Source organism: Streptomyces sp. ISL-96 (genome assembly GCF_018614035.1).
GTDB lineage: Bacteria > Actinomycetota > Actinomycetes > Streptomycetales > Streptomycetaceae > Streptomyces.
The window spans coordinates 41,630-68,485 of the sequence record NZ_JAGGPA010000038.1; the positions used below are offsets into that span (position 1 = coordinate 41,630).

At 70.8% G+C, this 26,856-nt stretch carries 27 protein-coding genes; 13 read left to right on the forward strand and 14 right to left on the reverse strand.

The genetic code is table 11. The features are described from left to right. The 3 genes from J7E96_RS23580 to J7E96_RS23590 are packed head-to-tail and all read right to left on the reverse strand — an operon-like array spanning nucleotide 1 to nucleotide 3,688. Nucleotides 1-1,704 carry an L-aspartate oxidase gene (locus J7E96_RS23580; protein ID WP_215133665.1) on the reverse strand — a complete coding sequence of 568 codons (1,704 nt, stop codon included), beginning with the start codon at nucleotides 1,702-1,704 and terminating at the stop codon, nucleotides 1-3. Beyond that, nucleotides 1,701-2,732 carry a pantoate--beta-alanine ligase gene (gene panC / locus J7E96_RS23585; protein WP_215133666.1) on the reverse strand — a complete coding sequence of 344 codons (1,032 nt, stop codon included), beginning with the start codon at nucleotides 2,730-2,732 and terminating at the stop codon, nucleotides 1,701-1,703. Before panC ends, J7E96_RS23580 begins: the two co-directional genes overlap by 4 nt. Further along, the gene (locus J7E96_RS23590) at nucleotides 2,729-3,688 is read right to left on the reverse strand and encodes a Rossmann-like and DUF2520 domain-containing protein (protein ID WP_215133667.1); all 960 of its coding nucleotides are present in this window, start codon (nucleotides 3,686-3,688) and stop codon (nucleotides 2,729-2,731) included. Before J7E96_RS23590 ends, panC begins: the two co-directional genes overlap by 4 nt. A gap of 134 nt (nucleotides 3,689-3,822) precedes the next feature. On the opposite strand from J7E96_RS23590, the gene J7E96_RS23595 reads away from it, so the two are divergent. Continuing rightward, complete coding sequence (locus J7E96_RS23595) at nucleotides 3,823-4,968, forward strand: low specificity L-threonine aldolase (protein WP_215133668.1); 1,146 nt, start codon at nucleotides 3,823-3,825, stop codon at nucleotides 4,966-4,968. Between the two features lie 48 nt (nucleotides 4,969-5,016). On the opposite strand, the gene J7E96_RS23600 is transcribed toward J7E96_RS23595, so the two are convergent. Further along, entirely contained in the window at nucleotides 5,017-5,277 is a 261-nt protein-coding gene (locus tag J7E96_RS23600) for a hypothetical protein (protein WP_251070317.1), read from the reverse strand. A gap of 105 nt (nucleotides 5,278-5,382) precedes the next feature. Between J7E96_RS23600 and J7E96_RS23605 the strand changes: the two genes are divergently transcribed. Next, entirely contained in the window at nucleotides 5,383-6,513 is a 1,131-nt protein-coding gene (locus tag J7E96_RS23605; RefSeq protein ID WP_215133726.1) for a DUF5937 family protein, read from the forward strand. 48 nt (nucleotides 6,514-6,561) lie between these two features. Further along, nucleotides 6,562-7,293 carry a DUF899 family protein gene (locus J7E96_RS23610; RefSeq protein ID WP_215133669.1) on the forward strand — a complete coding sequence of 244 codons (732 nt, stop codon included), beginning with the start codon at nucleotides 6,562-6,564 and terminating at the stop codon, nucleotides 7,291-7,293. A gap of 25 nt (nucleotides 7,294-7,318) precedes the next feature. On the opposite strand, the gene J7E96_RS23615 is transcribed toward J7E96_RS23610, so the two are convergent. Next, on the reverse strand, nucleotides 7,319-8,461 hold the full coding sequence (locus J7E96_RS23615; RefSeq protein ID WP_215133670.1) for an NADH-quinone oxidoreductase subunit D: 1,143 nt from the start codon (nucleotides 8,459-8,461) through the stop codon (nucleotides 7,319-7,321). A gap of 23 nt (nucleotides 8,462-8,484) precedes the next feature. Next, complete coding sequence (locus J7E96_RS23620; RefSeq protein WP_215133671.1) at nucleotides 8,485-9,510, reverse strand: SAM-dependent methyltransferase; 1,026 nt, start codon at nucleotides 9,508-9,510, stop codon at nucleotides 8,485-8,487. A gap of 96 nt (nucleotides 9,511-9,606) precedes the next feature. Here J7E96_RS23620 and J7E96_RS23625 point away from each other — a divergent pair, with 96 nt between their 5' ends. Both J7E96_RS23625 and J7E96_RS23630 read left to right on the forward strand, forming a co-directional pair. Then, complete coding sequence (locus tag J7E96_RS23625) at nucleotides 9,607-10,809, forward strand: sensor histidine kinase (RefSeq protein ID WP_215133672.1); 1,203 nt, start codon at nucleotides 9,607-9,609, stop codon at nucleotides 10,807-10,809. A 64-nt stretch (nucleotides 10,810-10,873) separates the two neighbouring features. Then, nucleotides 10,874-11,563, forward strand: coding sequence for a response regulator transcription factor (locus tag J7E96_RS23630; protein WP_215133673.1), 690 nt, complete (start codon nucleotides 10,874-10,876; stop codon nucleotides 11,561-11,563). A gap of 33 nt (nucleotides 11,564-11,596) precedes the next feature. On the opposite strand, the gene J7E96_RS23635 is transcribed toward J7E96_RS23630, so the two are convergent. From J7E96_RS23635 to J7E96_RS23650, 4 genes are all read right to left on the reverse strand, one after another. Continuing rightward, nucleotides 11,597-12,574, reverse strand: coding sequence for a hypothetical protein (locus J7E96_RS23635; RefSeq protein ID WP_215133674.1), 978 nt, complete (start codon nucleotides 12,572-12,574; stop codon nucleotides 11,597-11,599). An 85-nt stretch (nucleotides 12,575-12,659) separates the two neighbouring features. Continuing rightward, entirely contained in the window at nucleotides 12,660-13,640 is a 981-nt protein-coding gene (locus tag J7E96_RS23640; protein WP_215133675.1) for an ABC transporter substrate-binding protein, read from the reverse strand. Between the two features lie 37 nt (nucleotides 13,641-13,677). Beyond that, nucleotides 13,678-14,367, reverse strand: coding sequence for an ABC transporter permease (locus J7E96_RS23645; RefSeq protein WP_215133676.1), 690 nt, complete (start codon nucleotides 14,365-14,367; stop codon nucleotides 13,678-13,680). Nucleotides 14,368-14,370: 3 nt separating this feature from the next. Next, entirely contained in the window at nucleotides 14,371-15,117 is a 747-nt protein-coding gene (locus tag J7E96_RS23650; RefSeq protein ID WP_215133677.1) for an ABC transporter permease, read from the reverse strand. Nucleotides 15,118-15,245: 128 nt separating this feature from the next. On the opposite strand from J7E96_RS23650, the gene J7E96_RS23655 reads away from it, so the two are divergent. Further along, entirely contained in the window at nucleotides 15,246-16,412 is a 1,167-nt protein-coding gene (locus J7E96_RS23655) for an ABC transporter ATP-binding protein (protein ID WP_215133678.1), read from the forward strand. Here the strand turns inward: J7E96_RS23655 and J7E96_RS23660 are convergent. Further along, nucleotides 16,399-17,514, reverse strand: coding sequence for an esterase family protein (locus J7E96_RS23660; protein ID WP_215133679.1), 1,116 nt, complete (start codon nucleotides 17,512-17,514; stop codon nucleotides 16,399-16,401). The genes J7E96_RS23655 and J7E96_RS23660 overlap by 14 nt on opposite strands. A 140-nt stretch (nucleotides 17,515-17,654) precedes the next feature. On the opposite strand from J7E96_RS23660, the gene J7E96_RS23665 reads away from it, so the two are divergent. Beyond that, complete coding sequence (locus J7E96_RS23665) at nucleotides 17,655-19,547, forward strand: phosphatidylglycerol lysyltransferase domain-containing protein (protein ID WP_215133680.1); 1,893 nt, start codon at nucleotides 17,655-17,657, stop codon at nucleotides 19,545-19,547. Here J7E96_RS23665 and J7E96_RS23670 read toward each other — a convergent pair. Beyond that, nucleotides 19,534-20,457 (reverse strand): NADP-dependent oxidoreductase, encoded by a 924-nt coding sequence (locus J7E96_RS23670; RefSeq protein ID WP_215133681.1) that lies wholly within the window; start codon nucleotides 20,455-20,457, stop codon nucleotides 19,534-19,536. The two genes, J7E96_RS23665 and J7E96_RS23670, sit on opposite strands and share 14 nt — an antisense overlap. 94 nt (nucleotides 20,458-20,551) lie before the next feature. On the opposite strand from J7E96_RS23670, the gene J7E96_RS23675 reads away from it, so the two are divergent. From J7E96_RS23675 to J7E96_RS23700, 6 genes are all read left to right on the forward strand, one after another. Then, nucleotides 20,552-21,004 carry a MarR family winged helix-turn-helix transcriptional regulator gene (locus J7E96_RS23675; RefSeq protein WP_215133682.1) on the forward strand — a complete coding sequence of 151 codons (453 nt, stop codon included), beginning with the start codon at nucleotides 20,552-20,554 and terminating at the stop codon, nucleotides 21,002-21,004. 16 nt (nucleotides 21,005-21,020) lie between these two features. Beyond that, complete coding sequence (folP, locus tag J7E96_RS23680) at nucleotides 21,021-21,890, forward strand: dihydropteroate synthase (RefSeq protein ID WP_215133683.1); 870 nt, start codon at nucleotides 21,021-21,023, stop codon at nucleotides 21,888-21,890. Then, nucleotides 21,887-22,339, forward strand: coding sequence for a nuclear transport factor 2 family protein (locus J7E96_RS23685; RefSeq protein WP_215133684.1), 453 nt, complete (start codon nucleotides 21,887-21,889; stop codon nucleotides 22,337-22,339). Before folP ends, J7E96_RS23685 begins: the two co-directional genes overlap by 4 nt. Nucleotides 22,340-22,530: 191 nt before the next feature. Continuing rightward, on the forward strand, nucleotides 22,531-22,890 hold the full coding sequence (folB, locus tag J7E96_RS23690; RefSeq protein ID WP_214973924.1) for a dihydroneopterin aldolase: 360 nt from the start codon (nucleotides 22,531-22,533) through the stop codon (nucleotides 22,888-22,890). Continuing rightward, a complete protein-coding gene (gene folK, locus J7E96_RS23695; protein ID WP_215133685.1) occupies nucleotides 22,887-23,486 on the forward strand; it encodes a 2-amino-4-hydroxy-6-hydroxymethyldihydropteridine diphosphokinase in 600 nt (199 codons plus the stop codon). Before folB ends, folK begins: the two co-directional genes overlap by 4 nt. Nucleotides 23,487-23,540: 54 nt before the next feature. After that, on the forward strand, nucleotides 23,541-24,029 hold the full coding sequence (locus tag J7E96_RS23700) for a DUF3180 domain-containing protein (protein ID WP_215133686.1): 489 nt from the start codon (nucleotides 23,541-23,543) through the stop codon (nucleotides 24,027-24,029). Between the two features lie 35 nt (nucleotides 24,030-24,064). Here J7E96_RS23700 and folE read toward each other — a convergent pair whose 3' ends face one another. After that, complete coding sequence (folE, locus tag J7E96_RS23705; RefSeq protein ID WP_215133687.1) at nucleotides 24,065-24,670, reverse strand: GTP cyclohydrolase I FolE; 606 nt, start codon at nucleotides 24,668-24,670, stop codon at nucleotides 24,065-24,067. Between the two features lie 121 nt (nucleotides 24,671-24,791). Further along, nucleotides 24,792-26,825, reverse strand: coding sequence for an ATP-dependent zinc metalloprotease FtsH (gene ftsH, locus J7E96_RS23710; protein ID WP_215133688.1), 2,034 nt, complete (start codon nucleotides 26,823-26,825; stop codon nucleotides 24,792-24,794). Nucleotides 26,826-26,856: the final 31 nt, after the last annotated feature.

Below are 26,856 nucleotides of genomic sequence, written 5' to 3' on the forward strand. Positions count from 1 at the left end.
TTACTGCTCCCTCTGAGCTTTTACGGGCGGGAATGACGCGGATTCGGTGCGGTGTACGGCGAGGGTGCGGTCGGGGGTGAGCCGTACGACAAGGTGGCGGCGCCAGGTGGCGTCGTCGCGGTCGGGGCGGTCCTCGCGCCAGTGGCAGCCGCGGGTCTCCTCGCGGGCGCGGGCGGCGGCGACCAGGACGCGCGAGACGAGGAGGAGGTTGGTGGCCTCCCAGGCGTCCACGCCGGGCTCGGCTTCCTTGGTGTCATGCTCCTGATCCGCTTCGGAGGCCGCGCTGCGGTAGAGGATCTCCAGGGCGTCCGCCGCGTGATCGAGGCTTGCCTCGGAACGGAGTACTCCGGCGCCCGCCGTCATGATCCGCTGGATCTCGATGCGGGTGGCCGGGTCGAGAAGCGGACCGGGGGCCTCCGCACTCTGAACGGCCGGGCCGGGGGTGGCGGGGTGGGCGGCCGCGATGTCGTCGGCGATGCGTTCCGCGAAGACCAGGCCCTCGAGGAGGGAGTTCGAGGCGAGCCGGTTCGCGCCGTGCACGCCCGTGCAGGCGACCTCACCGCACGCGTAGAGCCCCGGGACCGTCGTACGGCCGCGCAGGTCCGTCCGTACGCCGCCGGAGGCGTAGTGGGCCGCGGGGGCGACCGGGATCGGCTCGGTGACCGGGTCGATCCCGTGGGAGCGGCAGGCCGCCAGGATGGTCGGGAAGCGGGACTCCCACATCTCGGCGCCGAAGTGCCGGGCGTCCAGGTACATGTGCTCGGTGCCCTGCTCGCGCATGCGCCGCATGATGCCCTTGGCGACGATGTCGCGCGGGGCCAGCTCCGCCAGCTCGTGCTGCCCGAGCATGAAACGGACGCCGTCCGCGTCGACGAGGTGGGCGCCCTCGCCCCGTACGGCCTCGGAGACCAGCGGCTGCTGGCCCTCCGCGTCGGCGCCCAGGAAGAGCACCGTCGGGTGGAACTGGACGAATTCGAGGTCCGAGACCTCGGCGCCCGCGCGCAGGGCGAGCGCGACACCGTCACCGGTCGAGACGGAGGGGTTGGTGGTGGCCGAGAAGACCTGCCCCATGCCGCCGGTCGCGAGGACGACGGCCGGGGCGCGGACGGCGCCGACGCCGTCGTGCTGGCCCTCGCCCATGACGTGCAGGGTGACGCCCGCCGTGCGTCCGTCGGCGTCCGTCAGCAGGTCCAGGACCAGGGCGTTCTCGATCGTACGAAGAGACGCGAGGCGTACGGCTTCGACCAGCGCCCGGGAGATTTCCGCGCCCGTCGCGTCGCCGCCCGCGTGGGCGATGCGACGGCGGTGGTGGCCGCCCTCGCGGGTGAGCTGGATGACGCCCGACTCGGGGTCGGTGTCGAACAGGGCGCCGGTGTCGATCAGCCGGCGTACCGCGTCGGGACCCTCGGTGACCAGGGTCCGTACGGCCTCCTCGTCGCACAGGCCCGCGCCCGCGACGAGCGTGTCGTCCAGGTGCTGCTCGGGGGTGTCCCCGTCGCCGAGGGCAGCGGCTATGCCGCCCTGCGCCCAGCGCGTGGAGCCGTCGTCCAGGCGGGCCTTGGTGACGACGACCGTACGCAGGCCGGCGGCGGTGCAACGCAGGGCGGCGGTCAGGCCCGCGACGCCGGAGCCCACGACCACGACGTCGGCGTCTACGGTCCAGCCGGGGGCGGGGGCCTTCAGCCGTATGCCAGTGCGGGTCATGCCGAAGCTCCCTGCTCGAAGGTCAGCGGGACGTTGTCGATCAGGCGAGTGGCGCCGACCCTGGCGGCCACGGCGAGGATGGCGTCGCCGCTGTGGGTGTCGGAGACCTCGGTGAAGTCGGACGGGTCGACGAGGGCGACGTAGTCGAGGGCGAGCGGGGGGTCGAAGCGCGAGGCTTCGTCCAGGACGGCGGCCGCGGCCGCGCGGACGGCGGCCGGGCCGCTCAGGTCCGCGTGGCCCGCCTGCTCGACGGCGTGCGCGTCGGCCGCCGCACGCGCCTCACCGATGCCCGCGAGGGCGGCCACGCGCGCGGGCGTCGTCACCGCGCCCTGGGCGACCGCACGCTCGTGCAGGGCCTCCAGGGCGATCAGCCGGTCGCGGGCGGCGAACAGCGCGCGGGAGAGGGCGAGCGCGGTGCGGCGCTCGGCGGGCGAGAGGTAGCGGTTGCGGCTGGACAGGGCCAGGCCGTCTTCTTCGCGGACCGTCGGTACGCCGATGATCTCGACGGTGAAGTTCAGGTCGCGCGCCATGCGGCGGATCAGGGCGAGCTGCTGGGCGTCCTTCTGCCCGAAGAAGGCGGCGTCGGGCTGTGTGAGGTGCAGCAGCTTGGCGACGACGGTCAGCATGCCGTCGAAGTGGCCGGGACGGGACGCCCCTTCGAGGCGCTCGCCCATCGGTCCGGCGGTGATACGGACCTGCGGTTCGCCACCCGGATAGACCTCCTCGGCGGACGGGGCGAACACGGCGTTCGCACCGGCCTGTTCGGCGAGCGTGAGGTCGGCGTCGAGGGTGCGGGGGTAGCGGTCGAGGTCCTCGCCGGCGCCGAACTGGAGCGGGTTGACGAACACGGTGACGACGACGAAGCCCTCGGGTCCGACGTGCTTGCGGGCGGCGCGGATCAGCGTCGCGTGGCCCTCGTGCAGGGCGCCCATGGTCATGACGACGGCTGTGCGGCCGGGGGCGCCGGAGTGCTGGAGGACGTGGTGGAGGTCCTCACGCGTGGGGACAAGCTCGAAGGCGCCGCTCATCGGTCCTCTCCCTCTCCGGTGGTCTTGTCCCCGTCGGTTCCGTCGGCCAGTACGTCGAGAAGGTCCTCGGCGAGCTCCGGCTTGAGCAGGCCGTGCGCGAGGGCGCGGTCGGCGGTCGTACGGGCCATGGCGAGGTATCCGGCGACGGCCTGCGGCGCGTGCTTGCGCAGCTCCGCGACGTGCGCGGCGACCGTTCCCGCGTCGCCGCGCGCGACGGGCCCCGTGAGGGCGGCGTCGCCGGAGCGCAGGGCGTTGTCGAGGGCGGCGCCGAGGAGCGGTCCGAGCATCCGGTCGGGCGCCTCGACGCCGGCCGTGCGCAGCAGCTCCATCGACTGGGCGACCAGGGTGACCAGGTGGTTCGCGCCGAGGGCGAGGGCCGCGTGGTAGAGCGGGCGCGACTCTTCGGCGACCCACTCGGGCTCGCCGCCCATCTCGATGACCAGGGCCTCGGCCGCGAGGCGCAGCTCCTGGGGCGCGGTGACGCCGAAGGAACAGCCCGCGAGCCGCTGCACGTCGACGGACGTTCCCGTGAACGTCATGGCGGGGTGCAGGGCCAGCGGCAGTGCGCCGGCGCGCAGGGCGGGTGCGAGGACGCGCGTTCCGTACCGCCCGGAGGTGTGCACGATGAGCTGTCCGGGGCGTACGGCGCCGGTCTCGGCGAGTCCCTCGACCAGGCCCGGCAGGGCGTCGTCGGGAACGGTCAGCAGGACGAGCTCGGCGCGGGCCAGGACCTCGGCGGGGGTGACGAGCGGGACGTCGGGCAGGAGCGTCGCGGCCCTGCGTACGGACGCGTCCGAGACGCCGGACACGGCGACCGGGCGATGGCCCGCGAGCCGCAGCGCGGCGGCCAGTACGGGGCCGACTCTGCCGGCTCCGACCACGCCGACGGTGAGGCGGGCCGGTCGGTCCCTGGCGTCCAGGGACTCATGTGCTGCCTTTGGTGCGTTCACGTTCACGCGGGGACGGCCTTCCGTTCCAGTCCGCGGGGGGTACCGGACGATTTCTCGTCATGCTACGCCAGCGTTTCGTGCGGTTGTCTCGCTGTCCACAGGCTGTGGGCAGAGGCCGCACGGTACGCGATGATCGGCTGATGACAGAGACCAGCGAGCAGGAGCAGCGTCGGCGCAGGCTGACCGCGTGGAAGAACTCGCGGCGCATACTCTCGCGCGCCTCCGCGGACTCGACGGTGGGCGAACGGCTGAAGGCGCTGGCGGCGGATGCCGGTTCGGCGTACGACCTGGACGAGTGGACCGACGTGTACGGCGACGGTGTCGTCGCCGAGCTGGAACGGCGTGTCGCGCGGACGCTGGGTCTGGAAGCGGCGGCGTTCTTCCCGACCGGCACGATGGCGCAGCAGATCGCGCTGCGGTGCTGGGCGGGGCGTACGGGCAATGCGACGGTGGCGCTGCATCCGCTGTCCCATCCGGAGATGCACGAGGGCGGCGCGTTGTCGGTGGTGAGCGGGCTGCGTACGGTGCACCCGACGCACGCGCCGCGGCTTCCGACGGCGGACGAAGTCCGGGAATTCAGCGAGCCGTTCGGCACGCTGATGCTGGAACTTCCGCTGCGCGACGCCGGTTTCGTACTCCCGTCGTGGGAGGAGCTGACGGCGGTCGTCGAGGCGGCGCGGGAACGCGATGCGGTGGTGCACTTCGACGGCGCGCGACTGTGGGAGTGCGCCCCCCACTTCGGGCGTACGCTCCCGGAAATCGCCGAGCTGGCGGACAGTGTGTACGTGTCCTTCTACAAGTCGCTGGACGGGATGTCGGGGGCGGTGCTGGCGGGTCCGGCTTCGCTGGTCGCGGAGGCGCGGACCTGGCGGCACCGGTACGGCGGCCAGGTCTTCCAGCAGTACCCGGCGGCGCTCTCCGCGCTGCTCGGCCTGGAGCGGGAGCTGCCGCGACTGCCGGAGTACGTGGCGCACGCGAAGGTGGTGGCGGGGGCGCTCGCGGAGGGGTTCCGGGCGGCCGGGCTGCCGTGGTTCCGGATACACCCGGAGCCGCCGCACACGCACCAGTTCCAGGTTTGGCTGCCGTACGCGGCGGAGGTCCTGACGGAGGCGGGGGTGCGGCAGGCGGAGGAGACGGGCGTGACGCTGTTCCGCCGGTGGTTCGCGGACACGCCGCCGGGGCTTTCCGTCACTGAGGTGACGGTGGCGTCTCACGGCCTGGAGTGGACGGCGCAGGACGTGGTGGCGGCGGTGAGGGACTTCGCGGGGCGGCTGGCTGCGGCGTAGGGCGCGCGCCTGCGGGGAAAAGCCCCGCAGGGAGCCCGCGCCCACCCCCTAGCCGCACGCGCTGGATCCGGTTCCAGCAACAGGGCGGGGGCGCCCGGAGCGACGGGTGGGCGAGGCGAAAAGGTTCGCCAGCGCGGCCCGGAGCCGGTGAACCCGGTGCGGTCGGTTCTCGGCCACCGCCCGGACCCGGCGGTGGTCGCGGACCTCCCGAACCACCTGCCAGTCGTTGAGACCGGGCGCCGGCGGCGCGGGAGAGCCGAGCTGGGCGGCGCGGTAGACGTCGAGCATGTGCTGCTGAATGGCGTTCATGTCCTCACCATGCGTACGCCGCCCCCGCACCGCACTGCGTTTGACGAGCCCCGTCAATCGACGGCCCGGCTGTCAGTGGCGCCAGGCACGATGGAGCCCATGAGCGTGTCCATCGACATCACCGGCCTGCCGCCCGAGCGCATCGTCTTCGAGACCTCCCCGCTGGCGGAGCTCGGCATGGCCCTGCACGCCCTGTCCGAACCAGGCCACCACCCAGGGCTGCACGGCTGGGCGACCGCGACCGCCGCCTCGCTCAAACCTGACCTCGCCGACCGGTTGAGCGAGGCGGAGTTCCTGTGGCGGAGTACGTTCTCGGACGTGTTCACGCCGTTCGCCGGCGTACGCGGCGGCGACGGCAGGACGGGCGCGACGCTCAGCGAGGACCTGGACGCGCTGGACCGGCTGGACGACGAGCGGTTCGTCTCGGCCGCCCTGGAATTCACCTGCTCCAGTACGTACGGCATCGTCAGCCCGTCCCCCCTCGTCGACGCGACCACGCGCGACCGCGCCCTGGACCTGGCCGCCGCGCGCGGGCCGAAGCAGACGGACTTCGCGTGTCGGCTGCTGGCCGACCCGGCGTCCGTACGGGCCTGGCTGCGGCGGCTGTTCGAGGACTGCGACCAGGCGTTCTTCGCCGACACCTGGCGCCGCATACGGGTCCAGCTGGCCGCCGACGCCCGGCACCACGCAGAGGTGCTGCGCCACAAGGGCCTGGCGGAGGCGCTGCGCACCGTCTCCCCCGCGCTGACGCTGAAGGAGAGCGGGGGCGCGGGGGGAGCCAGGACCCGTATCCACGCCGACAAGCTGGCCGAGGGCCGCACCAGCGCCGTGGAGTCTGCCGTCGGCGCGGGGCTCACCTTCGTCCCGTCCAGCTTCGGCTGGCCGCACCTGTCGATCCTGCACGCCCCCGGCTGGCGTCCGGTGATCCACTACCCGGTCGGCGCCCCCGAACTGCCGGGCCCCGCTTCGGTGGAGCTGCTGAAGCTGCGGATGGAGGCGCTGGCCCACCCGATGCGCATGCGCCTGTGCCGCAACCTGGCCCGCAGCCCGTACACAACGGGCGAGCTCGCCGAGGCACACGGCATCACCGCGCCCGAGGTCTCCCGCCACCTGACGATCCTGCGGAAGGCCGGCCTGCTGACCACCCAGCGCCGCGGCCGCTATGTCCTGCACGGCCTGGACCTCCAGGTGGTGTCCCGGCTGGGCAGCGACTTCCTGGAGGGCGTACTGCGCTGAGACGCGTACCGACTGGCCGTGGGCCGTCGCAGACCACACGCTGGCGGCATGAATGTGATGTTTCCAGGCGAATCGGCGGAGTACCGTGCCGCACGTGATCGGCTGCTGCTGCAGGAGGTCTCGCTGCGCCGCGCCACCGAGGCGGTGGCCGCCGCGAGGCGCAAGCTGCCTCCGGGCGGCCTGGTGCCCCAGGATTACGTCTTCCAGGGGGCGGGGGCCGACGGCGCTCCGGCCGATGTGCGGCTCTCGGAGCTGTTCGCGCCCGGCAAGGATTCGCTGGTGATCTACGGCTTCATGTTCCCGCGCCACCCCGGCGACGACCGGCCGGGGCCCAGGGAGGGACGTACCGCGCGGTTGAAGCTCGAAGAAGGACCCTGCCCGTCGTGTACGGCCCTGCTCGATCAGCTCGACGGCGCCGTCGAGCACGTCACCCAGCGCGTCAACTTCGCCGTTGTCGCGAAAGCGCCGCTGCCCCGGCTTCTCGCCTTCGCCGAGGAGCGCGGCTGGCGGCGGCTGCGGCTGCTGTCCGCCGCCGGCAATGCGTACCGGCGCGACTATCTGGCGGAGACGGCGGACGGGGCGTCGATGCCGATGCTGAACGTGTTCCGGCGCGACGGCGAGGAGATCCGCCACTTCTGGGGCTCGGAGCTGCTCTACGCGCCCACCGACGATCCCGCGCACGGCCCACGGCATCTCGGCACCATCGAACCGCTCTGGAACCTGTTCGATCTCACACCGGACGGGCGCGGAACCGACTGGGACGAACAGCTGAGCTACTGAGGTGCTGGGCTAAGAGGCGAACTCGTCACTTGTCGATGTCGCCCACGACGAAGAAGAGCGATCCGAGGATCGCCACCATGTCGGCGACGAGCGTCCCCGGCAGCAGTTCCACCAGGGCCTGGATGTTGTTGAACGACGCCGAGCGCAGCTTCAGCCGGTACGGCGTCTTCTCGCCCTTCGAGACGAGGTAGTAGCCGTTGATGCCCAGCGGATTCTCGGTCCAGGCGTACGTGTGCCCCTCCGGGGCCTTCAGCACCTTGGGCAGCCGCTGGTTGATCGGGCCGGGCGCGAGGTCGGCCATCCGGTCCAGGCAGGCGTCCGCCAGATCGAGCGAGTTGTGCGTCTGCTCCAGAAGGATCTCGAAGCGTGCGAGGCAGTCGCCCTCGGTCCTGGTGGCGACCTTGAGGGTGTCCTGGAGCTCGCCGTACGCCAGGTACGGCTCGTCGCGCCGCAGGTCGAAGTCGACGCCGGAGGCGCGGGCGATCGGGCCGCTGACGCCGTACGCGTGGACGGCCTCGCGCGACAGTACGCCGACGTCGCGCGTACGGCCGCGGAAGATCTCGTTGCCGATGACGAGCTCGTCGTACACGTTCATCCGGGACCGGACGTCCGCGACGGCCTCGCGGGCCCGGCCGAGCCAGCCCGCGGGAAGGTCCTCCTTCAGGCCGCCGACCCGGTTGAACATGTAGTGCATGCGGCCGCCGGAGACCTCCTCCATGACCGCCTGCAGCTCTTCGCGCTCGCGGAACGCGTAGAAGACCGGGGTGATTCCGCCCAGTTCGAGGGGATATGAGCCGAGGAACATCAAGTGGTTGAGGACTCGGTTCAGCTCGGCGAGGAGCGTGCGGGTCCAGACGGCGCGCTCCGGGACCTCCATGCCGAGCATGCGCTCGACGGCCATGACGACGCCCAGCTCGTTGGAGAACGCGGACAGCCAGTCGTGGCGGTTCGCGAGCATCACGATCTGGCGGTAGTCGCGGGCCTCGAAAAGCTTCTCCGCGCCGCGGTGCATGTAGCCGATGACCGGCTCCGCGTGCTGGATGCGCTCGCCGTCGAGCACGAGCCTGAGGCGGAGGACGCCGTGCGTGGAGGGATGCTGCGGGCCGATGTTGAGCACCATGTCGGTGCTCTCCGCCGCGCCGCCGATGCCGACCATGGTCTCCGTCATGCGGCCAGTATCCCCTGTGCGGGTTACGGCCGGGGCTCCGCCCCGGGCCCTGGCCCGGCATCCGAGGACAAGCCCGCCCACTGCATCAGCCAGGTGAAGTCCCCCAGACCCCCGCGGGCCGTCAGTTCCGCCGCCTCGCCCGCTCCCGACAGCGCTCGTACGTACGCCGCCGGATCCGTGGTCGCCAGCGCCAGCGGGGGCCGGCCGGCCGTGACGCCCAGGCGGCGCAGCGCCTCGCGCTGCGGCAGCAGCTCCGCGCCCGGCAGCGCGCAGGCGTCCAGCGCGACGTGGGAGGTGATGTCGCAGGTGCCGTCCGGGACCGGGCGTACCTCCCGGCCCGCCCGGAAGCCGGCCAGCGTGCCGAAGGGCGGACGCGCCGCCCGTTCGTGGGCGTAGTCGACCGCGACGGCCAGGCCCGCGTCGAGCGTCGCGACCGCCGCCGCCCACGCCTCGTCGCGCGGGCGGCCGATCTCGGCCCGCAGCCCGGGTTCGGCGTCCGGCGGCAACGGCCACCAGCGCGCGAGCCACTGCGCGTCCGGCCCGGCCACCGGGTCACCCAGGCGCTCTTCGCCGTCCCGTCGGCGTACGAGCACGTACCGCGCGACACCCGCCGCGTCGGTCTCGACCACGTCGACCGGGACGTTGTCCAGCCACTCGTTCGCGAACAGCAGCCCGGCGACGCCCGACGGGGGCTCGGCCAGCCACTCGATGCGGTGGTCCAGACCGGCCGGGCGGGGCGCGCGTTCCACGGCGTACGCCCTCACGCGCGCCGAAAGCTCCGGCTCCGGGGCCAGCGCCGCCAGTACCGCCGTCAGCAGCTCGCCCCGCCCCGCCCCCACGTCGACCAGCGCCAGCTCCTGCGGCCGCCCGAGCGCTTCGTCGACGTCCCCCAGCAGCCGCGCGACCGCCCCCGCGAACAGTGCGGACGCGTGCACCGACGTACGGAAATGGCCGGACGGGCCGGGACCGCCGGGGCGCACGTAGAAACCTTCCGGGCCGTAGAGCGCCTGCTCCGCCGCCTCCCGCCACCCCTGCCACTCATCCGTCACGGCACCAAGTCTCCACCTTGGGGAGTAGGCTCCGGCCCACCGGATCGCCCCTCCGGTTGACCCCTGCACCTATTCGTTTTCCCTACGCTGGGTTACGTGCAACGCCTCTACGATTTCATCCGCAGGCACCCGACGAGTGTCGACAGCTTCTGGGCTGTGCTGCTCCTCGGGTTCTCCCTGCTGTGGGCCGTCCAGGCGTCGATGGGCAGCGACTCACGCATCGCGGCCTTCCCGATCATCACGCTGCTCTGCCTCGTGGTGGCCCTGCGCCGCCGCGCGCCGCAGAAGATGCTGCTGCTGGCCGTCCTGATGGGCGTCGCGCAGCTCGTGCTGGACGTGGAGGTCAATCCGGCCGACTGGGCCATGCTCGTCATCATCTACACCGTCGCCGCGAGCGACGGGCCCCGCTGGATATCACGGGTCGCGCTCATAGGCGGTCTCGCGGCGGCTCCGCTCGCGCACCTGCGCTGGCCGGCCGACAAGGACGGCACGGTCCTCGCCTCGGTCTTCTTCTCGATCGTCATGGCGCTCCCCTTCGCGCTGGCGTGGGTCCTCGGCGACTCGATGCGCACCCGGCGCGCGTACTTCGCCGAGCTGGAGGAGCGCGCCGCACGCCTGGAGAAGGAGCGCGAGGCGCAGTCGAAGGTGGCCGTCGCCGCCGAACGGGCCCGTATCGCCCGCGAGCTGCACGACGTCGTCGCGCACAACGTTTCGGTGATGGTCGTCCAGGCGGACGGCGCGGCGTACGTCCTGGACGCCTCGCCCGCGCAGGCGAGGCAGGCGCTGGAGACCATCTCTTCGACCGGCCGCCAGGCGCTGGCCGAGATGCGGCGGCTGCTGGGCGTGCTGCGGACGGGTGAGCAGGCAGTGGGCGGCGAGTACGTGCCGCAGCCCGACGTCGAGCAGATCGAGGACCTCGTCGAGAAGGTACGGACCGCCGGGCTGAGCGTCGACTTCAAGGTCGAGGGCACACCGCGGCCACTGCCGAGCGGGGTGGAACTCACGGCGTACCGCATCGTGCAGGAAGCCCTCACCAACACGCGCAAGCACGGCGGGCCCGAGGCGGGTGCGAGCGTCCGGCTCGTGTACTTCGACGACGGGCTCGGGCTGCTGGTCGAGGACGACGGGCGGGGAGCGGCGCACGAACTGTACGAGGACGGCGGCGCCGACGGTCAGGGACACGGCCTGATCGGCATGCGCGAGCGCGTGGGTATGGTCGGCGGCACGCTCGACGCGGGGCCGCGGCCGGGCGGCGGCTTCCGGATCAGCGCGCTGCTGCCGCTCAAACCGGCCCACTGACCACGAACTACGCCGAACTGCGTCGAACTACGCCGACTGATGCCGACGAAAGGCACCCCATCCCATGTCCATCCGCGTGATGCTCGTAGACGATCAGGTGCTGCTGCGCACCGGCTTCCGGATGGTTCTGGCCGCCCAGCCGGACATGGACGTCGTCGCGGAGGCGGGTGACGGGGCGGAGGCGATCGAGGTACTGCGCTCCACGGCGGTGGACGTCGTGCTGATGGACGTACGCATGCCGAGGCTGGACGGGGTCGAGGCGACGCGGCGCATCTGCGCGGACCCTGACGCTCCGAAGGTGCTCATCCTGACCACCTTCGACCTGGACGAGTACGCCTTCTCCGGGCTGAAGGCGGGGGCCAGCGGCTTCATGCTCAAGGACGTGCCGCCGGCCGAACTGCTGGCCGCGATCCGCGCGGTGCACAGCGGTGACGCGGTCGTCGCGCCGTCGACGACGCGGCGGCTGCTGGACCGCTTCTCGCCGATGCTGCCGAGTACGGGCAAGGAGACGAAGGCCGTCGACACCGCGCTGGCGCGGCTGACCGAACGCGAGCGGGAGGTGATGCTGCTCGTGGCGCAGGGGCTGTCGAACGGTGAGATCGCGGCGCGGCTGGTCCTGTCGGAGGCCACGGTCAAGACGCACGTCGGCCGCATCCTGACCAAGCTCAACCTGCGGGACCGGGTTCAGGTGGTGGTGCTGGCGTACGAGTCGGGGCTGGTACGCGCGGGCGGCGGCGGCCGGCACTCGGCGTGAGGACACGCCCGAAGGGCTTTCACGCCTCCGGGGTTACGAGATCGCGCTGCGCAGGACCGCCACGTCGAGCTGTTCCGTCTCGTCGTGGGCCGTCAGGTCGATGACCTGGCCCACCACCCGGCCACCCGCCACCCGGTGCGCGTCGGCCAGCGCCTCCTCGCCCACCACGTCCGCGAGGTCCTCGTTCTGGACGGCTTCGATCGCCGCGGCGGCCGACTTCTGGGCGCCGAAGAAGTCGAAGCCCCCCTGGGCGCGCGAGGCCCGGCGGGGCTGGGTTGCGTACGGCACGACCGCGGAGGCGGCAGCGATGGGGCGCGGCACAACGGCGGACGCCGGGCGAGCGTGCTCCTGGGAGGGCACGGCGTCGCTACCGGCGGCCGCCTCGGACTTCCCCTCCGGCTCCTCCCGCGACTTCCGCGACTCGCGCGACTCCCGTGACTTCCGGGATTCCTGCTCCGCCGCGTTGCGCGACAGCTTGTCCAGCGCCATGGACGCCCTCAGATACGCGGACGGCGTCGGCGAACTTCCCGCGGCCGGCAACGCCTTCGCGGGGGCCGCCGCCTCGATGGCCAGCAGCCGCCGGCCTTCCAGCGCGCTGGCGCGCTCGGTCTCCGCGGTCGCGTAGCGCCGCAGGAGCGCGGCGTGCTCGCCGCGCAGGGCGGCCAGTTCGACCCGCTTGGCGCGCAGTTTCGCGTCCAGCTTGGCGCGCAGCTCGCGCGACTCCTCAAGGTCCGATTCGAGGTCGGCTATTCGCTCCTCGGTCTTCCACTCGTCGTTCGCACGGGCCCGCGACAATTCGGCCACGCGCCTGCCCGCCGCACGGTCCCAGCCGCGCATGAGGACCGCACCGGTGACCGCCGCGGCGGCGGCGGCCGCGACCAGACCGCGCAGCACCACCGGTTCCGCGAACAACCAGGCACCGGCGGCGCAGAGTATTGACGCGCCGGCGACCGCCGAAGGCGGAAGGATCCTGTGCAGGGGTGGGGAATGGCGGTGGCGTCCACGTGGCATGGCCTGAAATTTACCGTGCGTAGACGGCGGATGGGGACCCGCCCGGCAATCTGTTCCCGGGCGGTTACCCAATTCCTTACGCGATCTACTTCTTGATCAGACCCTTCGACTCCAGATACTCCTTCGCGGCGTCGGCCGGCTTCGCCCTGTCAGCGTCGATCTTGCGGTTCAGCTCCACCAGATCTTCGGTCGTGAGCACCTTGGTGAGCTTGCCGAGAGCGTCCGCTATCTCCTGCGTTCCGGCGTCCTTCGCATTGACCACCGGCAGTACGTTGTCGGCGTTCTGCAGCTTCTTGTCGTCCTCCAGGAGTACGAGTCCGAAGCCCTCCAGCGTCGCGTCGGTGGTCGTGGTCAGCACCAGCTGATCGGCGCCGTCCTTGACGGCCTGCTTGGACTGCGGGGTGCCTACGCCCTTGGGGTCGACGCCGGTGACGTCGATCCCGTACTTCTTCTTCAGACCCGGTGCGCAGAAGGGCCGGATCTCGCATTCGTCGCCCGCCGCGATCTTCACCTTGAGCTTGGACTCACCAAGATCGGAAAGTGTCTTGAGGTTGTTCTTGCCGGCGTATTCCTTGCTCACCGCGAAGGCGTTCTGGTCGACGGCCTCGCCGGCCGGCAGCACCTTCAGTCCGCGCGGCTGCGCGAGCTTCTCCAGTGCTTTGAAGGTGGCGGCCACATCGCTGGACGCGACCGGATTCTTCTCCGGCGCCTTGGGGCCGTTGGCCTTCGCGTTGAGGAATTCGGCAAGCGTAGCGGCGTATTCCGGTACGACGTCGATCTCGCCCTTCTCCAGGGCGGGTTCGTACAGTTCACGGTTCTCCACCGTCTTGATGGAGGTGCCGTATCCGGCATCGTCGAGGAGCTGCGCATACAGCTCGGCCAGCACCTTGGACTCGGTGAATCCGGCTGAACCGATGACCAGCGACACCTTCTTGCCGGTGTCACCGGTCCCGCCCGCACCACCGGTGCCGCCCTTCTCCAGGCTTTCGCCGCCGCACGCCGCCAGCCCGCCGGCCAGTGCCATCACTGCCGCTACCGCACCCGCTGTGCGCGAGATCCTGCTCATGAGGTTCACCATCCAAGGAAGAAGAAAAGAGCCATCGTCAGGCCGTCTGCCGCGACACCGAGCCGCGCCGCCGCATCGGGTCGAGCAGCCGGTCCGCCGCCACCAGCACGCCCTCCACCAGCAGCGCGAGAACGGCGACGAGCAATGCGCCCGCCACCACCTGCGGCGTGTTGTACGTGTTGAAACCGGCCGTGATGATCCTGCCCAGGCCGCCCTCGCCCGCCATCGCGGCCAGCGTGGCGGTGGCGACCACCTGAACGGCCGCCGACCTGAGCCCGGTCATCACCAGCGGGTACGCGAGGGGCAGTTCGACCCGTACGAACAGCTGCCACCCCGACATGCCCATCCCGCGCGCCGCCTCCACCACTGCCCGGTCCACCTCGCGCATACCGATGTACGCGTTGGTCAGCAGCGGCGGTACGGCGAACAGCACCAGCGCGATGACCGTCGGCAGGTCGCCCTGCTTGCCCAGAGGGGTGAGCGTCAGCAGGATCAGCACCGCGAGGGTGGGGATCGCCCGCCCCACGTTGGAGAGGTTGATGGCGAGCGCGCCGCCCCGGCCCAGGTGTCCGAGCCACAGCGCCACCGGCAGCGCGATCAGACAGGACAGCAGCAGGCACACGCCGCTGAAGTACAGATGCTCGGCCAGCCGGTTCCAGACGCCGCTCTCACCCTGCCAGTTGGCGCCGGTCCCCAGCCACGTGAAGGCGTCTGCGATCGCTCCCATGAATCAGCCGGCCTTCGCGATACGGGTGGTGGAGACGGCAGCCCGGCCCCTCGTACGTATTCGGGGCGTACGCGGCCTCGTCCACGGCGTCAGCAGCCGCTGGAGGCCGAGCAGCAGCAGGTCGGCCACCACCGCCAGCAGCACGCAGATCACCGAGGCCGTCAGGACCTGCGCCTTGAAGAGGGAGTCGAGGCCGTCGACGATCAGCGTCCCGAGCCCGCCGTACCCCACGATCGCGCCGACCGTCGTCAGGGCGACCGTCGACACCGTCGCGATGCGCACCCCGGCCAGCAGGGCGGGCAGCGCCAGCGGCAGTTCGACCTCCCACAGCAGCCGCCCCCGGCCGTACCCCATCCCCAGCGCGGCCTCCCGCGCCTCCGCGGGCACCGCTTCGAGCCCGGCCAGGATGTTGCGCACGAGAACGGTCAGCGAGTAGAGCACGAGTCCCGTGACCACCACGGCCGCCGACAGGCCGAACACCGGCAGCAGCAGCGAGAACATCGCCAGCGAGGGCACGGTGTAGAGCACGGTCGTGAAGCCGAGGACCGGGCCGGCGAATCTCGACCGGCGTCCGCCGGGGCCACGCGCGAGCAGCGCCAGCGGAAAGGCGATCAGCAGGCCGATCGCCACCGAAACCAGCGTGATCCACACATGCTGGACCGTCGCGTCGGTCAACTCCTGGCTGCGGGAGCGGACGTACTCCCCGCAAATCCAGTCGTTCGCCGTCAGACAGCTCTGGCCGCCGCTCATGCCGCCGCACCTCCCCCGAGACCTCGAACCTATGTCTGACGACCCTATCCCCGGCCACTGACAACCGCCGGGGCCCGCCACATTCCCGCAACATGGTCTTGACACCGGACCGGCCACAATGGGGAATCATGATCCGATTCGAGCACGTCACCAAGCGGTACGCCGACGGCACCACCGCCGTCGACGACCTCTCCTTCGAAGTCGCCGAGGGCGAACTGGTCACGCTCGTCGGCCCGTCCGGCTGCGGCAAGACCACCACCATGAAGATGGTGAACCGGCTGATCGAGCCGACCGACGGCCGGATATTCCTCGACGGGGACGACATATCGACCATCGACCCCGTCCAGCTCCGCCGCCGTATCGGCTACGTCATCCAGCAGGTCGGCCTCTTCCCCCACAAGACCGTCCTGGACAACACCGCCACCGTCCCCCACCTCCTCGGCGTCAAGCGCGCCAAGGCCCGTGAGCGCGCCGCCGAACTCCTCGACCTGGTCGGCCTCGACCCGTCCGTCCACGGCCACCGCTACCCCGACCAGCTCTCCGGCGGCCAGCGCCAACGCGTCGGCGTGGCCCGGGCCCTGGCCGCCGACCCGCCCGTACTGCTGATGGACGAGCCCTTCGGCGCGGTCGACCCGGTGGTCCGCGAACACCTCCAGAACGAGTTCCTGCGGCTCCAGTCCCAGGTGCGCAAGACCGTCCTCTTCGTCACCCACGACATCGAGGAGGCCGTCCGGCTCGGCGACCGCATCGCCGTCTACGGGCAGGGCAGGATCGAGCAGTTCGACGCTCCGGCCGCCGTCCTCGGCGCGCCCGCCACCTCGTACGTCGCGGATTTCGTCGGCGCCGACCGCGGCCTCAAGCGCCTCTCCGTCACTCCCATCGAGCCCGGCGACCTGGAACAGCCGCCCGTCGTCCATCTCGACGACCCGGTCAAGAAGGCCGCTGCCAAACTGACCGCGGAAGGTGCCCGCTGGGCCGTCGTCCTGGACGGCGCCGACGATCTGCACGGCTGGATCTCCGCCGAGCAGGCCCGTACGGCGACGGGGACCGTACGCGAGCACGCCCGCCGCATGGAGGCCTGGCTGCCCGTCGGCGCCTCCCTCAAGCAGGCCTTCTCCACGATGCTCCAGCATGACGCGGGCTGGATCGCCGTCATCGACAAGGACAGCGCCGGACGCTTCCTCGGCGTGCTCACCCCCGCCCGCCTCCACGAGGCGCTGCGCCGCTCCATCGACGCCGACGCGCAGGCCGTTCCCCGTACCGCGGTCGAAGTGGAGACCGTCAGTTCGCCCTGAGCCTGTCGCTGATCCACTCCATGGCGGCCGGTATCTCGCGCCGCCAAGTGCCGAAGTTGTGGCCCCCGCTGTCCAGCGTGATCGAGGAAACCCGTGCGGGCGGCCTCACCTTCTCGACGAACTTCACCGTCTCCTTGAGATTTTCCTCGCCCTCCCTGGAACTGGTCACCAGGAACGACGACGTTTTCGACGGCTTCACGTGGTCCAGGCTCCACAGCAGGTCGGCCCGCTTCCGCTCGCCGTTGTCGCCGTGGAAGAGGTCACCGGTCGTCGGGTCCTCCGCCGCCCTGTAGTACGCCGACAGGCCGGCGCCGGCGCCGAATGTCTCCGGGTGGTGGATGGCGAATTTCAGGGCGCAGTAGCCGCCGGTGGAATTCCCTATGACGCCCCAGTTCCGCGCCCTGGTGCCCACCCGGTAGGACTCCGACACCGCCTTGGGAATGTCGCCGGCGAGGAAGGTCTCGGTCTGCGGGCCGCCGGGCACGTTCACGCATTCGGTGTCGCGCGGCGGCGCCACGGTCGGCCGCAGCATCACCAGGACCATCGGCTGCATCCTGCCCGCCTTCACCTGGGTGTGCGCCGTTCGCGGGTAGCGCAGCCCCTTGAGCAGGTTCTCGGCCGTACCCGGGTATCCGGTGAGCACCAGGGCCGCCGGGAAGGTCTGCTCGGCGTACTGCGGCCTGAAGTACTCGGGCGGCAGATAGACGTAGGCCTGGCTGGCCAACTTCGACTTCTCGCCCGCTATGACGACCTTCTGTATCTGGCCCCCCACCGCCGGCTTCGAGCCGCCCGGTACATCCATGCCCTGCGTGTCGACGACTTTGAGGTCCTTGGCGCCGGCCGAGTGGTCGACGACCACGCCCATTTCCGTCTCCTGGCCGAAGAGGTCGGTCCACGAGCCGTAGAAGAGGAACGACTTGTTGGCGGCGAGTCCCACGGAGGCGAACAGCAGCAGCTGGGTCGCGAGCAGCAGGCCGACACGGGCGAGTACGGAGCGCCAGTTACGGGCCGCCAGGCGCGGCCAGAGCAAAACTGTTGCGACGAACAGAACAACTGCCAGTAGGGCGGCGAGCGTCAGAACTGTGTTACTGGTGAGACCCATGGTGAGGAGCGAGCTTTCTGCCTGAGAATTTCCTGAGAGCGAGTGAACCCGCCCCCCGGATGCGCCGTCCTAGAGGGCGCAAATTGTCCGGCTGCTTTCGGCCCAAGGACAGAAATTCTCTCGCGGAGCCACGGGAAGCGATGTCTATCAGGCTAGATGGGGATAAAACTGGTGCGGTTCCGGGTCGGCCACGGCGGATCCTCCGGGGCCCGCGCCCCGAGCGCGTGCCCTCCCTGGTCGGCACGGCCTGCGCCGTCGTGGGCCTCCTCGACATCGCCGCCGGCGTCTTTCCGCGCTTCCGGCACAGCCGGATGCACTCCGTCGCCGAGGTGCTTCCGGGGGCGCTCGGCCCGTTCGCGGCCGCTCTCGCGATCAGCGCGGGCGTACTGCTGCTGCTTCTCGCGCACGGCCTCAAGCGCCACAAGCGCCGCGCCTGGCGGGCCGCAGTGGTCCTGCTGCCCGCCGGAGCGGTGGCGCAGCTCGTGTACCGGAACTCGGTCATAGGCGTACTGCTCTCACTGGCCCTGCTCGGTCTCCTGCTGCGCCACCGTGGGGAGTTCGCTGCCCTGCCCGATCCGCGCAGCCGCTGGAAGGCGCTCGCGAACTTCGTCCTCCTGGGCGCCGGTTCGCTGGGGCTCGGCCTGGTCATCGTCAGCTCGCACCCGGCGAGGGTCGTCGGCAACCCGAGCGTGGCGGAGCGTCTGGAGCACGTCCTGTACGGGCTCTTCGGCTTCGAGGGTCCCGTCGACTACGCGGGCCGGGTCTCCTGGACCGTCGGCTACTCCCTCGGCGCCCTGGGCCTGCTCACCGCCGTCACCACCGTCTACCTGGCTCTGCGGCCCGAGCACCCGGCGGCCCGCCTCACCCCCGAAGACGAGCGGCGGCTGCGCGAGCTGCTGGCCCGGCACGGCGGCCGCGACTCCCTGGGCCACTTCGCGCTGCGCCACGACAAGGCCGTCGTCTTCTCCCCCAGCGGCAAGGCGGCCGTCACCTACCGCGTGGTCTCCGGCGTGATGCTCGCCAGTGGTGACCCGATCGGCGATGTGGAGGCCTGGCCGGGCGCCATCGAGCGCTTCATGGACGAGGCCAAGGCGCATTCCTGGACCCCGGCCGTGATGGGTTGCAGCGAGACCGGCGGCGAGGTGTGGACCCGCGAGACGGGGCTCGACGCGCTGGAGCTCGGGGACGAAGCGGTGGTGCACGTGCCGGATTTCTCCCTCGCCGGGCGCGCCATGCGGAACGTACGCCAGATGGTCAAGCGCATTGAGCGGGGCGGCTACGAGACCCGCGTACGCCGCGTCCGTGACCTCGGCGACGCCGAACTGGAGCGCATCCGGCGGGCCGCCTCCGACTGGCGCGGCACCGACACCGAGCGCGGCTTCTCGATGGCGCTCGGCCGCATCGGGGGGCCCGGCGACGGGGACTGCGTGATCGCGACCGCCCACAAGACAGATTCCGCCAATTCCGCGGCTTCGGCGGCATCGGCGGCTTCGGCGTACGGCGACCTGAAGGCCGTACTCCACTTCGTCCCGTGGGGTACGGACGGCATGTCCCTGGACCTGATGCGCCGCGACCGCTCCGCCGACCCCGGCATGAACGAACTGCTGATCGTCGCCGCGCTCCAGGCCGCTCCCCGGCTCGGCGTCGAACGCGTCTCCCTCAACTTCGCGATGTTCCGCTCGGCGCTCGCGCGCGGCGAGCGGATCGGGGCGGGACCGGTGCTGCGCGTGTGGCGCGGCCTGCTGATCTTCCTCTCCCGCTGGTTCCAGATCGAGTCGCTGTACAAGTTCAACGCCAAGTTCCGGCCACGCTGGGAGCCGCGTTTCGTGGTCTTCCGCACCACCAGCGACCTGCCGCGCATCGGCTTCGCCGCGATGCAGGCGGAGGGCTTCGTCACGCTCGCCCTGCCCCGCCCGTTCGCCCGCCGCGCGGCGGCCGGGAAGCCGCGCCCGTGCGCCCACCCCGAACAGGTGCGGGTGAACGAGTACGACCGGCCGGTCCCCCGGCCTGTCACGGCGCTCAGCCGACGCTGATGGCGATCTTGCCGCGGGTGTGCCCCTCCATGCTCAGCCGCAGCGCCTCGGCCGCCTTCTCCAGCGGGAAGACGGCGGCCACCTCGACGCTCAGCGCGCCGCGCTCGGCCAGCTCGGTCAGCGCCGTCAGGTCGGCCGTGTCGGGGCGTACGAAGACATAACTGCCACCGAGCGCCGTGACCTCGGCGTCGACTATCGAAGCCAGCCGGCCGCCCGGTGCGAGCAGCGCCGCCGAGTCCTCCAGCACGCCGCCCACCAGGTCGAGCACGGCGTCGACGCCCTCGGGCGCGAGCGCCCGGACGCGGCCGGCCAGCCCTTCGCCGTACGTCACGGGGACAACTCCCAGGGCCCGCAGATAGTCGTGGTTGCGCTCGCTCGCCGTGCCGATGACCCGCACACCGAAGGCGCGCGCGAGCTGCGCCGCGAGCAGCCCGACGCCGCCGGCCGCCGCGTGCACCAGCAGCGTCTCGCCCTCGGCGATCCTGAGGTGGCGGACGAGCGCCTGGTACGCGGTGAGGCCGGCCAGCGGCAGCCCCGCGGCCTCCTCGAAGGAGAGGTTCGCCGGCTTGCGGGCCAGCGTGCGCACGGGCGCCGCGACGTACTCGGCGAAGGTGCCGCGGGAGACGAAGTCCTCGCGTACGTAACCGATCACCTCGTCGCCCGGCGCGAACTCACTCACGCCGCCACCCACCCGCTCCACGACACCCGCGACGTCCCAGCCGGGTACTACGGGGAACACCGTGTCGAGCACGGAGTCGAGGTAGCCGGCCTGGATCTTCCAGTCGACCGGGTTGACCGCGGCCGCCCTGACCCTGACCAGCACGGAGTCGGGGCCGAGCTTGGGCTCGGGCACGTCGCCGAAGTCGAGGTCGTCCGGCGTGCCGTAGCCGCGGTAGGTGATGGCCTTCATGATGCCGCTCCTATTACTTGAGGATCTCAATCAATAAATGAACCGTAGACGTCAATGTTTGAGATCGTCAAGTTTTGCGCGGTAAGCTGAGCGCATGGCAGAGACAAACCGGCCGGCCCCCACGAAGGCCCAGCTCATGGCACGGCTCGCCGAGGCCTTCAGCGGCTACTACGGCGACTTCTCCCTGGCCGCCGCCGACGCGGGCCTCAGCGCCAGCCAGGCCAAGACCCTCGGCGTACTGCGCGCGGCCCCCGCCTCGATGCGCGTCCTGGCGACCACCCTGGCCTGCGACGCCTCCAACATCACCGGGATCGTCGACCGGCTGGAGAAGCGCGACCTCGTACGCCGCGAGGTCAGCCCCAACGACCGCCGCGTCAAGAACGTCGTCCTCACCCCCACGGGCGAAGAGACGGTCGACGCCATCCGGGCCCGTATGAACGCCACCCATGCCGCTCTCGACGCCCTGGACGACGCCGACCGCGCCACCCTCTACGACCTCCTCGGCCGTGTCTTCTGCGGTTCGCGCGGTCCTGGCACCACCGCCTGACGCCTACGCTGGACGCATGAGTACGTTGCGCACACGTGGCCGGATCGAGGGCCTGCCGGAGTGGGACCGCTGCGCGGTGATGGGGGTCGTCAATGTGACGCCCGACTCCTTCTCCGACGGCGGGCGCTGGTTCGACACGACCGCCGCCGTCAAGCGCGGCCTGGACCTCGTCGCCGAGGGGGCCGACCTCATCGACGTCGGCGGTGAGTCGACCCGCCCGGGCGCCTCCCGCGTCGACGCCGACGAAGAGCTGAAGCGGGTGATCCCCGTCGTGCGCGGCCTCGCCTCCGAGGGCGTCACCGTCTCCGTGGACACCATGCGCGCCACCGTCGCCGAGCAGGCCGTCGCCGCGGGCGCCGTCCTGGTCAACGACGTCAGCGGCGGCCTCGCCGACCCCGCCATGATCCCGGCCGTCGCGGCGGCCGGAGCGCCCTTCGTCGTCATGCACTGGCGCGGCTTCAGCGAGCAGATGAACAGCCGCGCTGTGTACGCCGATGTGGTCGGCGAGGTCGTGTCCGAGCTGCGCGCGCGCATGGAGGCCGTCATCGCCGGCGGCATCGCCCCCGAGCGCATCGTCATCGACCCGGGCCTCGGCTTCGCCAAGCAGGCCGGGCACGACCTGGCCCTGGTCGCCCACCTCGCCGAGCTGCGCGCGCTGGGACGCCCCCTCCTGGTGGCCGCCTCCCGCAAGCGGTTCCTCGGCCACGTGCTCGCGGCCGACGCCGGCGAGGGAGCCACCCCGCCCCCCGCGCGGGAACGGGACGCGGCCACCGCCGCCGTCTCCGCCATCGCCGCCCACGAGGGCGCCTGGGCGGTGCGCGTCCACGAGGTACGGGCGACCGCCGACGCCGTACGGGTCGCCAGAGCCGTAGAAGGAGCCCTGTGAGCCACGCGCGCACGCACGTAGAGCAGGTCGAACAGGCCAACACGGCGTTCTACGAGGCCGTGGAACGCGGCGACTTCGAAGAGCTGTCGGTGATCTGGCTGGACGACGAGATCTCCTGCGTCCACCCCGGCTGGCCGGTGCTTTCGGGGCGCGGCGAGGTGCTGCGCTCGTACGCCCTGATCATGGCGAACACGGAGTACATCCAGTTCTTCCTCACCGACGTGAAGGTGAACGTCCTGGGCGACACCGCCCTGGTGGTGTGCACCGAGAACACGCTGAGCGGCGGTCCGGCCGAGGAGGCGGGCGAACTCGGCCCGCTGGTCGGCCAGCTCATCGTGGCCACCAATGTGTTCCGTCGCACAGAGGACGGCTGGAAACTGTGGTCGCACCACGGCTCCCCCGTTCTGACCGAAAACGGTGAGGACGAGGACGACGAGTCCCCCGCCTGAGTGGGTAGGGGCCTGGAAAAGGTTGGCGTCCGGAGCCTCTGGGTAGGGGCGGCTACCAGCCCCACCAGCTTCTGTCCATAGCCCCCGTGGGCGCCCGGTGTCAGTGCTCGCAGGTAGATTCGGGTGAGAGTGGCGTGCCGACCGCACTTGGCAGCGCCCTCGTTTTCTCTACGACAGCAGGAGTGATTCGCGTGGATCGTGTCGCGCTGCGCGGCCTCAAGGCCCGTGGGCACCACGGCGTGTTCCCCCGGGAGCGTGAGGAAGGCCAGACCTTCATCGTGGACCTGGTTCTCGGCCTCGACACCCGCCCCGCGGCGGCCGACGACGACCTGGCGAAGACCGTGCACTACGGCGTCGTGGCGGAGGAAGTCGTGGACGTCGTCCAGGGCGAACCGGTGGACCTCATCGAGACGCTCGCCGAGCGGATCGCCCAGCAGTGCCTCAAGCACGACGGGGTGAAGGAGGTCGAGGTCTGCGTCCACAAGCCGGACGCCCCGATCACGGTCCCCTTCGACGACGTGACCATCACCATCACCCGGAGCCGAGTATGAACCCCACCCAGAGCGACCCGACGGTGCAGCCGGTGCCCGCCTCCGTGGTGGAACAGGTCGACGCCGCGGACATCACGCTGTCCAACCCGAAACGCGCCGTGATCTCCCTCGGCTCGAACCTGGGCAACCGCCTGGAGACCATCCAGGGCGCGATCGACGCCCTGGAGGACACCCCCGGCCTGCGGGTCAAGGCCGTCTCCCCGGTGTACGAGACGGAGCCCTGGGGCGTCGACCCCGGCACCCAGCCGTCGTACTTCAACGCGGTCGTCCTCATCAAGACCACGCTGCCGCCGGCCTCCCTGCTGGAGCGCGGCCAGGCCATCGAGGAAGCCTTCGACCGGGTCCGGCAGGAGCGCTGGGGTCCGCGCACGATCGACGTGGACATCGTGGCGTACGCCGATGTGGTCTCCGAGGACCCGCTCCTCACCCTCCCGCACCCCCGCGCCCACGAGCGCGCCTTCGTGCTCGCCCCGTGGCGCGACGTGGAGCCGGAAGCACAGCTGCCCGGCCGCGGCCCCGTCGCGGACCTGCTCGACGGCGTCGGCGCCAATGGCGTACTCCCCCGCCCCGATCTGGAACTCCGACTGCCCGAGTAGTCGTTAAAGTGGCCGACTGGCAGTGATCACGACCGTATGTGAGGGGCGCTCTCGGTGAAGCAACTTCGGCTCGGTGTACTGGCCGGTCTCTTCGCCGTGGCAGGAATCCTCTCCTGGGGCGGCGCCCAGCTCTGGGGCACGTTCGGCACACTGCCGAGCGTGCCGCTCGCCGCCCCCGTCGTGCTGGCCGTGATCGCGGCCGTCCTGCTGGCGACGGCGCTGTCGATCCGCTCCCGGCTGCGCGCCCAGCGCGAGCGCCGGCCGGGCGCGAAGGGCGTGGAACCGCTGATGGCGGCCCGCGCGGTGGTTTTCGGCCAGGCGAGCGCGCTCGTCGCGTCGCTGGTCTGCGGGATGTACGGCGGCGTCGGCGTCTATCTGCTGATGAACAGCCTCGACGTCCCCGCCCGCCGGGATCAGGCCATTTACGCGGGCCTGGCCGTTCTGGCGGGCGCGGGGGTCGTCGCGACGGCGTTCTTCCTGGAGCGAGTCTGCAAGCTCCCCGAGGACGACAACAACGGCAGCGGCACGGCCCGCGCCGCCTGAGCCCAAGCCTGAGCCGGCCATCGGGCCCGAGCCGGTCAGCGGGCCATGATCAGGCTCATCGCCTCGTTGCGCGTCGCCGAGTCCCTCAGCTGGCCGCGCACCGCGGAGGTGATGGTCTTCGCGCCGGGCTTGCGGATGCCTCGCATCGACATGCACATGTGCTCGCACTCGATGACCACGATCACCCCGCGCGGCTCCAGGATCTCCATCAGCGATTCGGCGATCTGCGTGGTGAGCCGCTCCTGCACCTGCGGGCGGCGGGCGTAGACGTCGACCAGCCGCGCCAGCTTGGACAGGCCGGTGATCTTGCCGCTGGTCGCCGGGATGTAACCGACGTGGGCGACTCCGCGGAACGGAACCAGGTGATGTTCGCAGGTGCTGAAGACCTCGATGTCCTTGACCAGGATCATCTCGTCGTGACCCAGGTCGAACGTCGTCGTCAGGACCTCCTCCGGCTCCTGCCACAGCCCGGCGAATATCTCCCTGTATGCCCGCGCCACGCGCCCCGGCGTCTCCCGCAGCCCTTCCCGGTCCGGGTCCTCTCCGATCGAGATGAGGAGCTCACGCACGGCGTTCTCGGCCCGCTTCTCGTCGAACTCGCCGATAGTTCCTTCGCCGTCCAACGTCACCGGGTCGGTCATCTGTGCCTCGTTCCTGTGCTTTCACGTACCGCAAACGTGCGGACGTACGAAAATGCCGCGTCCCCCAGGCTAAAACCTGGGGGACGCGGCATCCATTCCGGGCCCCTTGGGGCCGGAATGATCAGCTTTCGGGGCGCTCCTCGGGGATCGCCTCGGTGGCCGGGGTTTCCACGGAGCCGGCTGTCACCGCGGGAGTCGCACCGTTGGCAGTGGCGCCATTGGTGAGGGAGAGCTCCTTCGGGGAAAGCACCGGCGGCCGCGTGGACGGCATACGGCGGGAAGAACCGGTCCACGCGGGGCGGGCCGGGCGCTTCACGATCGGGCTGAAGATCTCAGCGATCTCCTCCTTGTTCAGCGTCTCCTTCTCCAGGAGGGCCAGAACCAGGTTGTCGAGAACGTCGCGGTTCTCGACGAGGATCTCCCACGCCTCGTTGTGCGCGGTCTCGATGAGCTTCTTGACCTCTTCGTCGACCAGCGCGGCGACCTCTTCCGAGTAGTCACGCTGGTGACCCATGTCACGGCCGAGGAACGGCTCGGAGCCGTCCTGGCCGAACTTGATCGCGCCGAGGCGCTCGGTCATGCCGTACTGCGTGACCATCGCGCGGGCCGTGGCGGTGGCCTTCTCGATGTCGTTCGAAGCGCCCGTGGTCGGGTCGTGGAACACCAGTTCCTCGGCCGCACGGCCGCCCATCATGTAGGCGAGCTGGTCCAGCATCTCGTTGCGCGTGGTCGAGTACTTGTCCTCGTCCGGGAGCACCATCGTGTAACCGAGGGCACGCCCGCGGGACAGGATGGTGACCTTGTGCACCGGGTCGCTGTTCGGGGAAGCCGCCGCGACCAGGGCGTGTCCGCCCTCGTGGTACGCGGTGATCTTCTTTTCCTTCTCGCTCATGATCCGGGTCCGCTTCTGCGGTCCGGCCACGACGCGGTCGATCGCCTCGTCCAAGGAGTGGTTGTCGACCAGCTTCTTGTCACTACGGGCGGTCAGCAACGCGGCTTCGTTCAGCACGTTCGCCAGGTCGGCGCCGGTGAAGCCGGGCGTACGGCGGGCGACGGCCCGAAGGTCGACGTCCGGCGTGACGGGCTTGCCCTTGGCGTGCACCTTGAGGATTTCGAGACGGCCCAAGAGGTCCGGACGGTCGACCGCGATCTGCCGGTCGAAGCGGCCCGGGCGCAGCAGCGCCGGGTCGAGGATGTCCGGCCGGTTCGTGGCGGCGATCAGGATCACGCCGCCCTTCACGTCGAAGCCGTCCATCTCGACGAGCAGCTGGTTCAGCGTCTGCTCGCGCTCGTCGTGACCGCCGCCCATGCCGGCGCCGCGGTGGCGGCCGACGGCGTCGATCTCGTCGACGAAGACGATCGCCGGGGCGTTCGCCTTGGCCTGCTCGAAGAGGTCACGCACACGGGAGGCACCGACACCGACGAACATCTCGACGAAGTCGGAACCGGAGATCGAGTAGAACGGGACGCCGGCCTCGCCCGCGACAGCGCGCGCGAGCAGCGTCTTGCCCGTACCGGGCGGGCCGTACAGCAGCACACCCTTGGGGATCTTGGCGCCGACGGCCTGGAACTTCGCCGGCTCCTGCAGGAACTCCTTGATCTCGTGGAGTTCCTCGACCGCCTCGTCGGCGCCCGCCACATCGGCGAACGTCGTCTTCGGGGTGTCCTTGGTGATGAGTTTCGCCTTGGACTTCCCGAACTGCATGACCCGGGAGCCGCCGCCCTGCATCTGATTCATCAGGAACAGGAAGACGACAACGATGAGGACAAAGGGGAGCAGGGAGAGCAGGATCCCGACGAACGGATTCTGCTTGGAGGGGGAGACCGTGTAGCCCTTGTCGATGTCCCCGCTGTCGAACTTCGACTGCAGCTTGTTGGCGAGCGCGACGCCCTGGTCGCCGATGTAGCTCGCCTGGATCTTGCTGCTGTCCTTGACCTTCTGGCCGTCCTTCAGCTCGACCTTGATGACGTTTTCGTCACCGGTCGTCAGCTTGGCCTGCTTGACCTGGTTCTTGTCGATCGCCTGGACGACCTCGGCAGTGTCCACCGTCTTGTAGCCGCCGGACGAGCCGACAACCTGCATCAACACGACCACGGCGAGGACGGCCAGCACGATCCACATGACCGGCCCACGGAAGTATCGCTTCACGTCCATCCATACGGGGCGGTAGTCGCCCCGTCCCTCC

What these genes read in the sequence shown, in the direction of transcription:
- J7E96_RS23640 (WP_215133675.1), bottom strand. Translation starts at nt 13,640, where the DNA reads ATGAGCAGGATCTCGCGCACAGCGGGTGCGGTAGCGGCAGTGATGGCA.
- J7E96_RS23675 (WP_215133682.1), top strand. Translation starts at nt 20,552, where the DNA reads ATGGCAGAGACAAACCGGCCGGCCCCCACGAAGGCCCAGCTCATGGCA.
- J7E96_RS23665 (WP_215133680.1), top strand. Translation starts at nt 17,655, where the DNA reads ATGTCTATCAGGCTAGATGGGGATAAAACTGGTGCGGTTCCGGGTCGG.
- J7E96_RS23595 (WP_215133668.1), top strand. Translation starts at nt 3,823, where the DNA reads ATGACAGAGACCAGCGAGCAGGAGCAGCGTCGGCGCAGGCTGACCGCG.
- J7E96_RS23660 (WP_215133679.1), bottom strand. Translation starts at nt 17,514, where the DNA reads ATGGGTCTCACCAGTAACACAGTTCTGACGCTCGCCGCCCTACTGGCA.
- J7E96_RS23600 (WP_251070317.1), bottom strand. Translation starts at nt 5,277, where the DNA reads ATGAACGCCATTCAGCAGCACATGCTCGACGTCTACCGCGCCGCCCAG.
- folP (WP_215133683.1), top strand. Translation starts at nt 21,021, where the DNA reads ATGAGTACGTTGCGCACACGTGGCCGGATCGAGGGCCTGCCGGAGTGG.
- J7E96_RS23655 (WP_215133678.1), top strand. Translation starts at nt 15,246, where the DNA reads ATGATCCGATTCGAGCACGTCACCAAGCGGTACGCCGACGGCACCACC.
- ftsH (WP_215133688.1), bottom strand. Translation starts at nt 26,825, where the DNA reads ATGGACGTGAAGCGATACTTCCGTGGGCCGGTCATGTGGATCGTGCTG.
- J7E96_RS23635 (WP_215133674.1), bottom strand. Translation starts at nt 12,574, where the DNA reads ATGCCACGTGGACGCCACCGCCATTCCCCACCCCTGCACAGGATCCTT.
- folE (WP_215133687.1), bottom strand. Translation starts at nt 24,670, where the DNA reads ATGACCGACCCGGTGACGTTGGACGGCGAAGGAACTATCGGCGAGTTC.
- J7E96_RS23630 (WP_215133673.1), top strand. Translation starts at nt 10,874, where the DNA reads ATGTCCATCCGCGTGATGCTCGTAGACGATCAGGTGCTGCTGCGCACC.
- J7E96_RS23645 (WP_215133676.1), bottom strand. Translation starts at nt 14,367, where the DNA reads ATGGGAGCGATCGCAGACGCCTTCACGTGGCTGGGGACCGGCGCCAAC.
- J7E96_RS23670 (WP_215133681.1), bottom strand. Translation starts at nt 20,457, where the DNA reads ATGAAGGCCATCACCTACCGCGGCTACGGCACGCCGGACGACCTCGAC.
- J7E96_RS23615 (WP_215133670.1), bottom strand. Translation starts at nt 8,461, where the DNA reads ATGACGGAGACCATGGTCGGCATCGGCGGCGCGGCGGAGAGCACCGAC.
- J7E96_RS23650 (WP_215133677.1), bottom strand. Translation starts at nt 15,117, where the DNA reads ATGAGCGGCGGCCAGAGCTGTCTGACGGCGAACGACTGGATTTGCGGG.
- J7E96_RS23610 (WP_215133669.1), top strand. Translation starts at nt 6,562, where the DNA reads ATGAATGTGATGTTTCCAGGCGAATCGGCGGAGTACCGTGCCGCACGT.
- panC (WP_215133666.1), bottom strand. Translation starts at nt 2,732, where the DNA reads ATGAGCGGCGCCTTCGAGCTTGTCCCCACGCGTGAGGACCTCCACCAC.
- J7E96_RS23580 (WP_215133665.1), bottom strand. Translation starts at nt 1,704, where the DNA reads ATGACCCGCACTGGCATACGGCTGAAGGCCCCCGCCCCCGGCTGGACC.
- folK (WP_215133685.1), top strand. Translation starts at nt 22,887, where the DNA reads ATGAACCCCACCCAGAGCGACCCGACGGTGCAGCCGGTGCCCGCCTCC.